Origin of the sequence: Streptomyces sp. SDT5-1, assembly GCF_052245995.1 — a bacterium.
In the GTDB taxonomy this organism is placed as follows: domain Bacteria; phylum Actinomycetota; class Actinomycetes; order Streptomycetales; family Streptomycetaceae; genus Streptomyces.
On sequence record NZ_CM125963.1, the window covers coordinates 426,801 to 439,955 of the forward strand.

At 68.8% G+C, this 13,155-nt stretch carries 13 protein-coding genes; 8 read left to right on the forward strand and 5 right to left on the reverse strand.

All coding sequences use genetic code 11. From position 1 onward, the window contains the following. Positions 1-10: 10 nt before the first annotated feature. Positions 11-904 (reverse strand): LysR family transcriptional regulator, encoded by an 894-nt coding sequence (locus tag ACTWJ8_RS01975; protein WP_443262548.1) that lies wholly within the window; start codon positions 902-904, stop codon positions 11-13. Between the two features lie 148 nt (positions 905-1,052). Between ACTWJ8_RS01975 and ACTWJ8_RS01980 the strand changes: the two genes are divergently transcribed. Then, positions 1,053-1,739: an RraA family protein gene (locus ACTWJ8_RS01980; protein WP_443262549.1), complete on the forward strand. Its 687-nt coding sequence runs from the start codon at positions 1,053-1,055 to the stop codon at positions 1,737-1,739. A 77-nt stretch (positions 1,740-1,816) separates the two neighbouring features. Here the strand turns inward: ACTWJ8_RS01980 and ACTWJ8_RS01985 are convergent, their stop codons facing one another. Genes ACTWJ8_RS01985 through ACTWJ8_RS01995 form a run of 3 tightly spaced genes read right to left on the reverse strand, consistent with a single transcriptional unit; the run spans position 1,817 to position 4,455 of the window. Further along, positions 1,817-3,160, reverse strand: coding sequence for an MFS transporter (locus tag ACTWJ8_RS01985; protein ID WP_443262550.1), 1,344 nt, complete (start codon positions 3,158-3,160; stop codon positions 1,817-1,819). Positions 3,161-3,184: 24 nt separating this feature from the next. Continuing rightward, positions 3,185-3,796: an RraA family protein gene (locus ACTWJ8_RS01990; protein WP_443262551.1), complete on the reverse strand. Its 612-nt coding sequence runs from the start codon at positions 3,794-3,796 to the stop codon at positions 3,185-3,187. Further along, positions 3,796-4,455, reverse strand: coding sequence for an RraA family protein (locus ACTWJ8_RS01995; RefSeq protein WP_443262552.1), 660 nt, complete (start codon positions 4,453-4,455; stop codon positions 3,796-3,798). Before ACTWJ8_RS01995 ends, ACTWJ8_RS01990 begins: the two co-directional genes overlap by 1 nt. A 136-nt stretch (positions 4,456-4,591) precedes the next feature. Between ACTWJ8_RS01995 and ACTWJ8_RS02000 the strand changes: the two genes are divergently transcribed. Continuing rightward, positions 4,592-5,533: a LysR family transcriptional regulator gene (locus ACTWJ8_RS02000; RefSeq protein WP_443262553.1), complete on the forward strand. Its 942-nt coding sequence runs from the start codon at positions 4,592-4,594 to the stop codon at positions 5,531-5,533. A 75-nt stretch (positions 5,534-5,608) separates the two neighbouring features. Here the strand turns inward: ACTWJ8_RS02000 and ACTWJ8_RS02005 are convergent, their stop codons facing one another. Then, complete coding sequence (locus ACTWJ8_RS02005) at positions 5,609-6,814, reverse strand: ROK family transcriptional regulator (protein ID WP_443262555.1); 1,206 nt, start codon at positions 6,812-6,814, stop codon at positions 5,609-5,611. 200 nt (positions 6,815-7,014) lie between these two features. Between ACTWJ8_RS02005 and ACTWJ8_RS02010 the strand changes: the two genes are divergently transcribed. The 6 genes from ACTWJ8_RS02010 to ACTWJ8_RS02035 all read left to right on the forward strand — a co-directional run bounded on the left by ACTWJ8_RS02010 (position 7,015) and on the right by ACTWJ8_RS02035 (position 13,000). Beyond that, a complete protein-coding gene (locus tag ACTWJ8_RS02010) occupies positions 7,015-8,661 on the forward strand; it encodes a subtype B tannase (protein ID WP_443262557.1) in 1,647 nt (548 codons plus the stop codon). Between the two features lie 144 nt (positions 8,662-8,805). Continuing rightward, a complete protein-coding gene (locus tag ACTWJ8_RS02015; RefSeq protein ID WP_443262558.1) occupies positions 8,806-9,459 on the forward strand; it encodes a GntR family transcriptional regulator in 654 nt (217 codons plus the stop codon). 46 nt (positions 9,460-9,505) lie between these two features. Then, the gene (locus tag ACTWJ8_RS02020) at positions 9,506-10,261 is read left to right on the forward strand and encodes a PIG-L deacetylase family protein (protein WP_443262559.1); all 756 of its coding nucleotides are present in this window, start codon (positions 9,506-9,508) and stop codon (positions 10,259-10,261) included. Beyond that, the gene (locus tag ACTWJ8_RS02025; RefSeq protein WP_443262560.1) at positions 10,261-10,965 is read left to right on the forward strand and encodes a 4-carboxy-4-hydroxy-2-oxoadipate aldolase/oxaloacetate decarboxylase; all 705 of its coding nucleotides are present in this window, start codon (positions 10,261-10,263) and stop codon (positions 10,963-10,965) included. Before ACTWJ8_RS02020 ends, ACTWJ8_RS02025 begins: the two co-directional genes overlap by 1 nt. Next, positions 10,962-12,050: a 4-oxalomesaconate tautomerase gene (locus tag ACTWJ8_RS02030; protein WP_443262561.1), complete on the forward strand. Its 1,089-nt coding sequence runs from the start codon at positions 10,962-10,964 to the stop codon at positions 12,048-12,050. Before ACTWJ8_RS02025 ends, ACTWJ8_RS02030 begins: the two co-directional genes overlap by 4 nt. Then, a complete protein-coding gene (locus ACTWJ8_RS02035; RefSeq protein WP_356380370.1) occupies positions 12,047-13,000 on the forward strand; it encodes a catechol 2,3-dioxygenase in 954 nt (317 codons plus the stop codon). Before ACTWJ8_RS02030 ends, ACTWJ8_RS02035 begins: the two co-directional genes overlap by 4 nt. Positions 13,001-13,155 lie beyond the last annotated feature (155 nt).

Here is a 13,155-nt window from a genome sequence, read left to right on the forward strand (position 1 = left end):
TCGCTCCGCCCTATGGATTCACGCTTGCCAGCGCGCACGCCATGAACTGCTCGACCAGCACGCCGGGGTCCTCGGACCGGCACACCAGCGCAAGTCCTTCGAGGGGGACGGGCCCACACAGGGGCCGGTAGGCGACGCCGGGGACCTCGGGGCGGGACGACGTGTGTGGCACGAGCCCGACCCCCATGCCGCAGCCCACCATCGCCAGCTGCGAGTGGATGGAGCCCGCCTGATGGACGGGCATCGGGCTGAACCCCGTGCGACGGCAGGCCGCGACCAACTCGTCGTGGTACGTCGGGGAATGTTCCCGGGGGATCCATACCCAGTCCTCGTCGGCCAGCTCAGCGAGGTCGATTTCGTCGTGCGCGGCGAGTGGATGCCCCGCGGGAACGGCCGCTACGAGACGGTCACGACGGAGCGGGGTGGAGCTCAGGCGACCATCGATGCCGGCACCGCCGTAGCGGATCACGGCGACGTCGAGATGCCCGTCGAGGAGAGCCTGGACTCCTTCGGTGGTGTCCAGCTCCCGTGCCCGGAGCTGGATGCGCGGGCGTTCGGCACGGAACTTGCCCAAGATCGCGGGCAGCGGTTCGGTGAAGGCCGCAGTGACAGCGCCCAAGGTCAGCATCCCGATGATCCCCGACTGAGCTTGCTCAGCCGCCGTCTGAGCGCGCTCAGCCGCCGCGACCAACGTGTGGCAGTGCCCCAGAAAGACCCTGCCGGGTTCGGTGAGGGCGACCGTGCGGCTGTTCCTGTCGAGGAGCCGGGCTCCCAATTGCTGCTCCAGCCTGCGGATGGCCTGACTGAGCGGCGGCTGGGACATGCGCAGGCGCTCCGCCGCCCGCCCGAAGTGCAGTTCCTCGGCCACTGCGATGAAGTAGCGGGCCTGACGGACCTCAAGCATCGGACCACTCCTCGTTCTCCGCGGGGCGCCTGACCGAGGCGCGTACTGACTCGCGTACCGGCGCCACACAGATCAAGTGGCCAAGCATATTGCTGGCATAGGAAATCAGACCTTTTACATATGCCTCATCCTTGCTTGACTCCCTGGCATGACCAGGAACAACAGCACGAGCAATGCCGATAGCACCTTGCTGACTCAGTTCGCGGGGCTGGACACCGCCGCCGTGTCCGACGCCCTGGAGGGCCTCGGCCTGCCGCCAGGCCAAGGGGGCATTACACCGATGTGGGGGCGCCCCCGAGTGACCGGCATCGCCCGCACGGTCCAGCTCGCTCCGCTCGATCGCGAGCATGGCGGCGCGCACATCCTGACCTCGGAGATCGCGCAGGCCGGGCCCACGGACGTCCTGGTGATCGCCAACGACGGTCGTACCGACGTGTCGTCCTGGGGCGGCATCCTCAGCCTGGGCGCCAGTGCTCAAGGGGTCCGCGGTGTCCTCACCGACGGCGCCTGTCGGGACGTTCACCAGGCCCGCGAACTGGGCTTTCCCGTGTATGCGCGGGGGCAGGTACCGAGGACGGCGCGCGGCCGACTGATGCAGAAGTCAGCCGGTGAGCCGATCCTCTTCGGCACGGTCACCGTCCACCCCGGTGACGTCGTTGTCGCCGACGAGAACGGCATCTGCGTCGTGCCGAGCGCCAGGGCCGCCGAAGTCCTCAGAGCCGCCCACAAGGTGCAGGAGCGCGAAGCCGCCATCGAAGCCGAGATCCGGGCCGGAGCAGCGCTGACCGACGCGATGCGCGACGCCCGCCTCGCAGGCGAGGAAGACAACATGTGACCCAAGTGTCTGATGACGACACCGAGCCGATGGCCCACACTTCCATCGTCTCCGAACTGCCCGCACTGGCCGTGCTGCTACCTGGCTGGGCTGCCGAACGTACCGAGGGGCTCAGCAGCGGTAAGTGGCTTGTTGGTGCGGGTGAGGAGGAAGGCGACGATTCCGAGGACGGCGATGGCGGCGTTCACGGTGATCACGCTGGCCCAGCCGAACTTGTCGGCGATCAGTGGCGCGAGTGTCGGCACGATGGCCGCGGCAACGAAGCCCCACATGTTCATCCAACTGCCGACGGCGGGAGAGTGAGAGCGGCCGAGGTCGGTGGCGATCGACCAGGCCAGGGTCTGGGCGAATCCGGCACCGCCGAGCGCGAGACTGAGCCAGATCACGCTCAGCACCACATCATCGGTGGTGGTGCTCATGAGCAAGCAGACCGCGGCAACGGCGAGGCCGGTCGCGGCGACGAGATTGCGCGACTGATAGAGGGTGCGCCCCGACCGGAGCAGCCGGTCGCTGACGGTGCCGGCGATCAGAACACTGACTGTGATGCACGCGAACGCCGTTCCGGTGTACGTGCCCACGCTCTCGAACGGTACGTGCCGCGCCTTCTGCAGATAGTACGGGAGCCAGTAGATGAAGAACTGAACGGTCCACAGTGTCCCGAAGTAGGCGAGTGCGAGCGTCCAGAACGAGCGCTGCCGCAGGAACGCCGACCATGGGGCTGGCCCCGGCCGGGCGGCAGCGCCCGACTCCTCCTCGGTGAGACGGAGTTCGGCCGCATTGACCAGACGGTGCTGGGCAGGTCGGTCGCGGATGAAGAATGCCCAGAACGCGGTCGTGACCCCACCGAGGGCGGCGCAGACGAAGAATGCGGTGCGCCAGCCGAAGTTCGCGATGAACGGTACGAGCAGGATCGGCCCGATCGCCGGGCCGAAGAAGGATCCGGCGTTCATGAGCGCGTTGGCCCGGCCGCGTTCCCGGGTGGGGAACCAGTTGGCGAAGAAGGCGTTGCCGGCGGTGAATACCGGCGCCTCGCCGATACCGAAGGCAAACCGGACGACTGCCAGAACGACCAGGGAGTTCGCCACCCCGGTCAGGCCTGTGCACAGCGACCATGCGAGCAAGGCGATGGTCATCGCCCGGCGGGGCCCCGCGCGCTGGATGAGGAGCCCGCCCGGTATCTGCGAGATGAAGTAACCGATGTTGAAGACCGTGGTGATGAAGCCGAACTGGACGGTCGTGATGTCCAGAGCCGTCATCATGGGGTCGGCCGAGACCGAGAATGCGATCCGGTCGAGATAGGCGGTGAAACACACGAACAACACCAGCGCGCCGCCGTACCAGCGCACTCGGGTCGGCGGCGTACCCGTAGTAGAGGCGGTGGCCTGGGACGTACTCGGGCAGGTCTCGTCGTTGAGAGCCATGGCGTGCCTGTCCCTTCTGGTCTCCTAGTTCCCGAGCGGGTTGAGACCGAGCAGTTCGATGGTGGTCCGGCCGGTGAGGAGTTCGGACATGACATGGGCCTCGTGCGCGACACGCCGGTCGGCGCTCTCGATGACGGCTTGCTGGTCGGCTGCGGGGATGGACACGAGGCCGTCAGCGTCACCGACGACAAGGTCGCCGGTGCGGACGACTCTGCCGCCGGCCAACACCGATCGGCCGAGAATTCCGGGGTAGCGCTTGGCGGTTCCCGCGATGGCCAGACCACGGGAGAAGACGGGGAAGCCGAGAGATGCCTGCTCGACGCTGTCCCGGACCGCGCCGTCGATGACCAGGCCGAGCAGCCCGCGCGCCTGTGCCGCCACGGCAAGTACCTCGCCCCAGTGGCCGAACTCCCCACCGCCCAGGTCGGCGACGAGTACATGTCCGGGGGGTGCGGCGGCGACCGCGTTGTGCAGCGCGAGATTGTCGCCGGGCACGCCCTGCACGGTGTAGGCGGGGCCCGCCAGGCGGGCCCCTGACCACAAGGGCCGGAGGGCGGGATCGAGCGCGATGTTGCGCCGGGATGCCTCGAGCAGCGTCGCCGAGGTGTGCTCCGTGTGCAGCACGGTCGTGGTCATCAGACAGCCCGCCTTTGCAGGGAGTGGTAGGCGAACGCGCGGCGCGCTTCGGCGAGGGAGGTGCCTTCGAGAGCCGCGGCCACGATCTCGAGCTCCACGCGCTCAATGTCCTCGGCGAGGGCAATGACCTCCTCGACCCGCTCGTGTGAGACCGCTACGACACCGTCCGCGTCGGCGACCACATAATCGCCAGGAGCGATACGTACGGAGTCGACGACGACCTGCTCCTGCACCGCCACGCAGCGCACGCGGTCCTTGCCGGTGCGCATGAAGCGGGACACCGACCAGACGGGGTATCCGACCGCCTCCGCGGTCGCTGTGTCGCGGCAGGCGCCGTTGATCACGGTGCCGGCGATGCCGCGTCCGGCGGCGACCCGTGCCATGATCCCGCCCCAGACGGTGCAGTCGGGACGGCCCTGGTTGTCGATGACGACGATGTCCCCGGGGCGGACATCGTCGAGAAAGTCGCCGACCGTACCTCCCTGTTCATCGTCGACGGGCTCGTAGCGGACCGTGAAGGCGCGGCCCGCCACGCTCCCGCTCGTGGTCTGACGCTGGATCCCGAGCAGCGAACCGGGCAGTCCGAGGCGGTCGAGGGCGTCCGACACCGCTGCTGTGGGCAGCGCCGCCAGGCGTTCGGCCATCACGTGATCGTCCATGGCATTCCTTTGGCAGAGGCTTTTGAACTGCCGGAATTCTCTGGGATCATTCCGGGGAGAGTCGAATGATTCTTTGGGATACCCCGATGCGTGACAGGCATCGGCGAAGGCGGGAGTGGGAGGCGGACCGGACCGCATGGACCTCAAACAACTCAACGCCCTGCTCACCGTTGCCGAGACGGGCAGCGTCACTCGTGCGGCAAATCTCCTGCACCTCGTGCAATCGGCTGTCACGCGACAGATCCAGTCCCTCGAGGACCAGCTCGGCGTCGCGCTCTTCGAGCGGACCAGAACGGGAATGGTGCTCACTGAGGCGGGCGAGCGGCTGGCGCTGAGCGCGCGGCGCGTGCTCAGCGAGCTGGAACGCGCCGAGGCCGAAGTACGCGAGGAGGCCGGCGCTGTGCGCGGCATCGTCTCTGTCGGTTTGCTCGACAGCGTCAGCGACCTCGTGGCCGAACCACTCGTCGCACAGCTCAGACGGACACACCCGCGGATCGAACTTCGCATCTTCACCGCGTTCGCCGGTCACCTGCGGCAGTGGCTCTACGACGGAGAACTCGACGTCGCGTTGCTCTTCGGTGTCACCGACCCGGCCGCCATCTCGGTGACACCGCTGGCAACCGAAGCCCTGTGGGTCGTTGCCCCGCCGGGTGAGGGCCTCAGTCCCGAGCAACCGGTGTCGTTCGCCGAGGTGGCCCGACATCCGGTCATCGCACCCGCACGGGGCAACGGACTGCGCACCTTGATCGAAGAGGTCGCCGCTCGCGCCGGCGTCACCGCGAACGTTGCTATCGAGGCCAACTCGGCTCGAGTACAGAAGCAGTTGGTCGAACATGGCCACGGCTGGACGGTTCTACCAGCCATCTGCGTTGCCGACGAAGTCTCACGCAAGAACCTCTCCATGGCAGCGCTCGACGATCCCGAGGCCCAACGTCATCTCGTACTCGCCATGCCGCGCTCACGCCGACGGTCCCCGGCGACCGAGGCTGTCGCGCAGGCACTTGTCGCCCTACTGCGCGCCGCCGCAGAGGACGGCCGGTGGCCATCGGTGCAGTGGCAGGTGACTTCGTCACAGTAACCGCCAGGTCACGTCGTCCCGGCCCGTGTACACCTTCCCCAGGGCCAAGCCCTGGTCCATCGGCTCGGCGCGTCGTCACGTGAGCTTCGGTACGACAGCCGGATCAGTCAGGATCTGCTCACGTCCGGCAGCGAGGGCGCCGTGAAGGGCCGCGTCCGCGCCGAGGAGGCCGGGGGTGACGGTCGGGGAATGGGCCGGGAAGGCGGCACGGCGCGGGCCGAGTCGGGCGTCGATGCCCGCCCTCAACCAAGGGAGCCAGTCGGCGAGTTGACCGCCGAGGACAATGCGGTCGGGATCGCTCAGCCCGGTGACCGACTGGAGTGCAGCGCCCAGAGCGTGTCCGGCGCGGTCCAGAGCGGCGAGGGCGCGGGGGTCCTTGCCCTGCAGACGCCGGCCCAGTTCGGCGAGGGCGGCGCCGGTGTCGCCGTCAACCGCGAGACCGGCCGCGCCCAAGACTCCGCGGGTGCCGATGTATGTGGTCAGGCAGCCGACCGCGCCGCACCGGCAGGCGGGCCCGTCGAGGGAGACCGGGATGTGGCCGAGTTCCCCCGCCAGGCCGTGACTGCCCTGGAAGACGCGACCGCCCACGATCAGCGCGCCCGCGACACCGGCATCGGACTTCACGTACGCGACGGCACCCCCGAATGCGCTGTCCTGCGCTGCGAGGGCGTGGTACTCGGCCAGGGCGGCAGCCTTGGCGTCGTTGACCACGTCGACAGGGCACGCCAGCCCAGGCAACCGATCGGCGACAAGCCGGGCGAGGTGTGAGGCGTGCCGGGCCGGGCCCGGCGCATCCTGGTTCCCCTCGGCGACCGGTCCTGACAGGGCGATCACCAAGCGGCACTGGTGCACCCCAGCACGCGGCGGGTCAAGGGCGGCGACAGCAGACACGATGTCATCGGCCAACGCATTCGGCGGTCCGAACGGGTCCCGAACGCTGGGGAACTGGCGCCTCTGGCCTGACGCGGCCGCCAAGTCGGCCGTCATCACCGTGATGTGCCCCCAGGCCGCGTGGACGGCCGTGGTGCGCACCCGTCCAGGTACCAGACTCACCAGTCGGCGCGGGCGCCCCCGACCGCCCGATGCGACGCCGCCCGCGTCCGCGACCAGGCCGCGCTCGATCAGATCGGCGACGAGCGCGGTCACCGAGGCATGCACCAGGCCGGTGCCCGCGGCGACCTCCGTGCGCGCACACGGACCGTGAGCGGCGATGTACCGCAGGACCAACGAGAGGTTGGCCCTGCGCACGGCCGCAGAATCGGTGGGGGCGAGGGTGTTCACGTCTCGATTGTGCCCGCTCGCGGCAGCGTTCCTGCCCTCACCCGTCTCACCGACTTCTAATTTTTCAACCGTTGAAAAATTAGCGCTCGATTACTCACACTCGACGGGACGGGTGCGGCGCACCCTTCACGGCCGTGAGGAAGCCCGCCCCATGCCCCCCCCACAGGCGGCAGAGAACCCGCCGCGAAAAGGAGACAACCGTGAAGCACAGGGCAGTGAACCGCAGGAGCGTCGTCATAGGGCTCGGCGCGACCGCCGGGGTGGCAGCCATCGGCGGCATCGCCCTGAACGCACAGGCGGAGAACACCGACAGCTCCGGCGGCAGTGGGGAGGCGTCAGCGAACGGCAAGCTGTTCTTCGACAAGGACGACTACACGGAGAAGACCGAGTCGATCGCCGACGCGGCCGGTACCAAGCACTCGGTGACGTACCACTTCTACAAGGCCCGGAACTACGTCGCGAACCCGAGCGACTCCGACCACCAGAGCCTGGTCGTCAGTGTTCCCGTGAAGATCGACGGCAAGAAGGTCGACGCGTCGAACGCCCCGATCGTCCTGGCCAACGCCGTGGGGGCCTATATGCCGTCGACCGTGGCCGATGCCACCGGCGTGGGCCAGGCCAAACTGGAGATGACCGGCATGGGCGGCGGCGCCATGTCCAGCGGCATGCCGGACAGCGGCACGCCCAGTGACGCGCCATCGGGCGGAGCCGGCGGTGACACCGGCGCCATCAACGGCATGGTCAACCTGGCCAATCTGGCGATCGTCGCGGGATACGTGGTCGTGGAGCCCGGCACCCGCGGCCGCAGCCTGACCGATGCGGACGGCGACTATTACGGCACCGCACCCGCCGTGATCGTCGACCTGAAGTCCGCAGTGCGCTACATCCGCGCCAACAAGGGCCGAGTCCCGGGGAACGTCGAGCGGATCGTGTCCACCGGCACCAGCGCCGGCGGAGCCTCCTCGGCCCTGCTCGGGGCCACGGGCGACAGCGAGCTCTACGCCTCCTACCTCAAGAAGGCCGGCGCGGCCGACGCCTCCGACGCGATCTTCGCCACCGGCGCATGGTGCCCCATCACCGACCTGGAGCACGCCGACAGCGCCTACGAGTGGAACTGGGGCGACCTGCCCACGCAGTCCACCGGCAAAACCGTAGACCAGACCGTGTCGAAGGAGCTGCGGTCGCAGTTCGCCGAGTACCAGGCGGGCTTGAAGCTGCGCGGCCTCAAGGGCTCCGGCTTCGGCAGGATCACCGCCCGGAACTACGACGACTATCTGCTGCAGCAGTACCTCCAGCCGTCGGCCACCAAGTACCTCCAGAGCCTTTCGGACTCGGACCGCGAGACGTACCTGGCCGAGAACACGTTCATCACCTGGAAGAACGGACGGGCCACCTTCACGTACGCGGACTACCTCAGGCACGTGGCACAACGGAAGAAGACCCAGCCGGCCTTCGACGCCTTCGACCTGTCCGCCGGTGAGAACAACGAGTTCGGCAAGGGCACCACCAAGGCCCGTCACTTCACCACATACAGCGCGAAGAACGACACCAGCGGGCTGGCACGCAAGCGTGTCGACAGCGACATCTCCGAAAAGCTCAAGCTGATGAACCCGATGTACCACCTGCTGCAGGAGCGCAACCCGAACCGCTCCAAGCACTGGTGGATCCGACTCGGCACCTCCGACACGGACACCGCACTGACGGTCTCCGCGAACCTCGCCATGGCCGCGGAGGGCCTCGGTGACGAGGTCAACCACGAGTACTACTGGGACAAGGGCCATGCCACGAACGAAGACCCGGACGACTTCATCGCGTGGGTCGCGAAGGTGACCGGCCACAAGAAGTAGCCCCACCTGAGCCCGGAGCCACAGCCTGAAGTCCTGCAGGACGCCGCCCACCCACAGCGCATGCCCCACAGATTGAGAACAGAATTGTTGACAATTCTGTTCGCCTAGATTTAGCGTCGACAGGCACTCACTCAGGGAGGGCACATGCCGAAGGAAGCCCGGCCGGGCTCCGGCGAGCAGGCGAAGCAGTACGCGTTGGATGAACTGCGCAAGGCGATTCTGCGCGGTGAGATGTCACCGGCTCAGCGGCTGGTGGAGAACGAACTCGCCGAGCAGTACGACGTGACGCGGGCGAGCATCCGCGCGGCGCTGCTGGAACTCGCCGCCGAAGGTCTGGTCGAGCGGATTCGCAACCGCGGCTCGCGGGTGCGGGTCGTGACGGTCGAGGAGGCCGTGGAGATCACGGAGTGCCGGATGGCGCTCGAAGGACTGTGCGCGGCCAAGGCGGCCGAGGAGGCCACCGACGCACAGCTCGACGAGCTCACCGGACTCGGTGACGCCATGTCCAAGGCCGTCGCGAACGGTGACCCGGTCACCTACTCCGACCTCAACCACGAGCTGCACGCCCGCATCCGGGACATCTCGGGCCAGCAGACGGCCGTGACGCTCCTGGAACGGCTCAACGCGCAACTGGTCCGGCACCGCTTCCAGTTGGCGCTGCGGCCGGGGCGTTCGCAGCAGTCCCTGGGTGAGCACCTGGCCATGATCGAGGCGATCAGGGCCAGGGATCCGCAGGCGGCCGAGACGGCCGTCCGTGCCCACCTCCGCAGTGTGATCGACGTGTTGCGCGCCGACTGACTCTGCATCGGAGGCGGGTGCACACCTGTCACCAAGGAGATGCAGCATGACCAACGGCCACGCGCCCGCCGCCGCCACGCCACGTTCGACCCTGGTGGTCACCGCGCACGCGGGGGACTTCGTGTGGCGGGCGGGCGGCGCCATCGCGCTCGCCGCCGCCCGTGGCGAGAAGGTGACCATCGCGTGCCTGACGTTCGGGGAGCGCGGCGAGTCCGCCAAGGCCTGGCGGGAGGGCAAGAGGCTCGACGAGATCAAGGCGCTGCGCCGCGACGAGGCGGAGCGGGCCGCCGCCGCCCTCGGCGCCGAGGTCCGCTTCTTCGACGCGGGCGACTATCCGCTCGTGGAGAGCGGCGAGCTGACCGACCGGCTGGTTGCCGTCTACCGCGACACGCAGCCCGACGTCGTGCTCACCCATCCCGTCGAGGACCCGTACAACGGCGACCACCCGGCCGCCAACCGCATGGCCTTGCAGGCCCGTGTTCTCGCGCAGGCCATCGGCTATCCCGGCGAGGGCGAGATCATCGGTGCGCCGCCCGTCTTCTACTTCGAGCCGCACCAGCCCGAGATGAGCGGCTTCAGGCCCGAGGTGCTCCTGGACATCACCGAGGTGTGGGAGACCAAGCGCAAGGCGATGGAGTGCCTGGGGGCCCAGCAGCACCTGTGGGACTACTACACCGACCTCGCCGTGCGCCGGGGTGTGCAGCTCAAGCGCAACGCCGGGCCCAACCTCGGGCTCGCCCACCAGACCATGGCCGAGGCGTACATGCGCCCCTACCCGCAGATCGCGAAGGAGCTCGCCTGATGCCCGGCGTCATCATCACCAATCCGCCCAAGGCCGAGGCCAAGGACGTCGAGGCGCTCGCCGGATACGGTGTCGCCACGATCCACGAGGCGATGGGTCGCACCGGTCTCCTCGGCCACCACCTGCGCCCCAACCAGTCCGACACGCGTATCGCGGGCACCGCGGTGACCGTGCTGTCCTGGCCCGGCGACAACCTCATGATCCACGCGGCCGTCGAGCAGTGCGGCGAGGGCGACATCCTCGTCGTCACCACCACCTCCCCCTCCACGGACGGCATGTTCGGCGAACTGTTCGCCACCGCCCTGCAAAAGCGCGGGGTGCGCGGCATCGTCACCAACGCCGGTATCCGGGACACCGCCGAACTGCGCGAGATGGGCTTCCACGCCTGGTCCGCGGCGGTGTCCGCGCAGGGCACGGTCAAGGCGACCGGCGGCAGTGTCAACGTGCCCGTCGTCATCGGCGGCGAGACGATCCGGCCCGGTGATGTCATCGTCGCCGACGACGACGGTGTCGTGGTCGTCCCGCGCGAGCGCACCGCCGAGGCCGCCGAGAAGTCGCGGGCCCGCGAGGAGAAGGAGGCCGCCACTCGCGCCGCCTTCCTCGAGGGCCAACTCGGCCTGGACCGCTACGGATTGCGCGACACCCTCACGCGGCTCGGCGTCGAGTACCGCACCTACGAGGAACACACCGGAGCCGGATCGTGACCGGGCCCGAGGAGGTGCGCTGCATGCTGATGCGTGGCGGCACCTCCAAGGGGGCCTACTTTCTCGCCGACGACCTGCCCGCCGACCCGGCCGCCCGCGACGACCTGCTGCTGCGCGTCATGGGCAGCCCCGATCCCCGTCAGATCGACGGCATCGGCGGCGCCCACCCCCTCACCAGCAAGGTGGCGGTGGTGTCACCCTCGGACGATCCGGATACCGACGTCGACTACCTGTTTCTCCAGGTCAACGTCGACGAACCGGTGGTGTCGGACCGTCAGAACTGCGGCAACATCCTCGCCGGCGTCGGCCCCTTCGCCGTCGAGCGGGGCCTCGTGCCCGCCGGGGACGACACGACCTCGGTCCGCATCCGCATGGTCAACTCCGGCGACCGTGCCACGGCCACGTTCCCCACCCCCGGAGGCCGCGTCGACTACACCGGCGACGCGGAGATCTCCGGCGTCCCCGGCACAGCGGCCGCCGTGGTCATCGAATTCCCACCGGGCAAGGGCACATTGCTGCCCACCGGGAACGTCGGCGACACCCTCGCCGGTGTCGAGGCGACGTGTGTCGACAACGGCATGCCCACCGTGCTCGTCGCCGCCGAGTCCCTGAAGGTCACCGGGTACGAAGACCCGAAGGAGCTGGAGGCGGACGAGGAGCTGGCCGCCAGGCTGCGCGAGATCCGGCTTGCGGCGGGTGAGGCGATGGGGCTCGGTGATGTCACCGACACCACCGTGCCCAAGCTCACCCTTCTCGCCGCGCCACGGCACGGCGGAGCCGTCACCACCCGCACCTTCATCCCCGTGCGCTGCCACACCTCCATCGGCGTGCTCGGCGCCGCGAGCGTCGCCGCCGGGCTGCGGATCGACGGCAGCGTCGCCGACGGCATCGCCCAACTCCCCACCACGGGCGACCGGTTGCGCATCCAGCACCCCACCGGCTTCACCGACATCGAGGCCAGCCTCACCACCGGGCCCGACGGGCTGCCCGCCGCGCGGCGCACCGCCGTCGTCCGCACCGCCCGCAAGCTCTTCGACGGCACGGTCTTCCCGCGCCCCGCACACACCCCAGGAGGCCCCCGATGACTCCGCCCCTCGGCGACATCGCCCACGTCGGCCACGCCCAGCTGTTCACCCCCGACCTCGACGCCAGTGTCGGCTTCTTCACCGACTTCCTGGGGCTCACCGTCTGCGGCCAGGACGGCGACCACGTCTACCTGCGCACCTTCGACGACTACGAGCACCACAGCCTCGTCCTCACCGCCCGCGAGACGCCCGGCCTCGGCCGCCTCGCCCTGCGCACCTCCAGCGAGGAGGCGTTGCAGCGCCGCGTCAAGGCCGTCGAGGACGCCGGCGGCACCGGAAAGTGGGTCGAGGACGAGCCCGGCATCGGAAAGCTCTACCTCACCACCGACCCCGACGGCCACGAACACGCCCTGTACTGGGACAGCGAGCACTACACCGCCCCCGACGAGCTCAAGCCCGCCCTGAAGAACCAGCCGCAGGCCAAGCCCAACCGAGGCGTCGGCGTGCGCCGCCTGGACCACATCAACTTCCTGGCCTCCGACGTCCTCGCCAACGCCGAGTACCAGCAGCAGATCCTGGGCGCCCGCCCCACCGAGCAGATCCGCCTCGACACCGGCCGCATCGCCGCCCGCTGGCTGACCTTCACCAACAAGTCCTACGACGTCGTCTACACCGAGGACTGGACCGGCGCCAACGGCCGACTGCACCACATCGCCTTCGCGACCGACAACCGCGAGGACATCCTGCGCGCCGCCGACCTCGCCATCGACACCGGCGTGTTCATCGAGACCGGCCCGCACAAGCACGCCATCCAGCAGACGTTCTTCCTCTACGTCTACGAACCCGGCGGCAACCGCATCGAACTGTGCAACCCGCTCACCCGCCTCGTCCTCGCCCCCGACTGGCCGCTCATCACCTGGACCGAGGAAGAACGCAAGAAGGGCCAGGCCTGGGGCCTGAAGACCATCGAGTCCTTCCACACCCACGGCACCCCACCGATCAACCCCTGACCGACCTTTTGGCCCCGGGGGGCGGTGGCTGCTACCCCCGGGGCCAAATCGTTGCCGAGATTGTTAACAAAAGCGTTGACGTGACGGTCATGGCTTCTTAACGTCTACGCATCAGCGAGCTCGAGGCTCCACGCGGAGTCAGCAGCTCAGGGGCA

Excerpts from the sequence above, each read along its gene's own strand:
- ACTWJ8_RS01975 (WP_443262548.1), bottom strand. The coding sequence starts at position 904 with ATGCTTGAGGTCCGTCAGGCCCGCTACTTCATCGCAGTGGCCGAGGAA.
- ACTWJ8_RS01980 (WP_443262549.1), top strand. The coding sequence starts at position 1,053 with ATGACCAGGAACAACAGCACGAGCAATGCCGATAGCACCTTGCTGACT.
- ACTWJ8_RS01985 (WP_443262550.1), bottom strand. The coding sequence starts at position 3,160 with ATGGCTCTCAACGACGAGACCTGCCCGAGTACGTCCCAGGCCACCGCC.
- ACTWJ8_RS01990 (WP_443262551.1), bottom strand. The coding sequence starts at position 3,796 with ATGACCACGACCGTGCTGCACACGGAGCACACCTCGGCGACGCTGCTC.
- ACTWJ8_RS01995 (WP_443262552.1), bottom strand. The coding sequence starts at position 4,455 with ATGGACGATCACGTGATGGCCGAACGCCTGGCGGCGCTGCCCACAGCA.
- ACTWJ8_RS02000 (WP_443262553.1), top strand. The coding sequence starts at position 4,592 with ATGGACCTCAAACAACTCAACGCCCTGCTCACCGTTGCCGAGACGGGC.
- ACTWJ8_RS02015 (WP_443262558.1), top strand. The coding sequence starts at position 8,806 with ATGCCGAAGGAAGCCCGGCCGGGCTCCGGCGAGCAGGCGAAGCAGTAC.
- ACTWJ8_RS02020 (WP_443262559.1), top strand. The coding sequence starts at position 9,506 with ATGACCAACGGCCACGCGCCCGCCGCCGCCACGCCACGTTCGACCCTG.
- ACTWJ8_RS02025 (WP_443262560.1), top strand. The coding sequence starts at position 10,261 with ATGCCCGGCGTCATCATCACCAATCCGCCCAAGGCCGAGGCCAAGGAC.
- ACTWJ8_RS02035 (WP_356380370.1), top strand. The coding sequence starts at position 12,047 with ATGACTCCGCCCCTCGGCGACATCGCCCACGTCGGCCACGCCCAGCTG.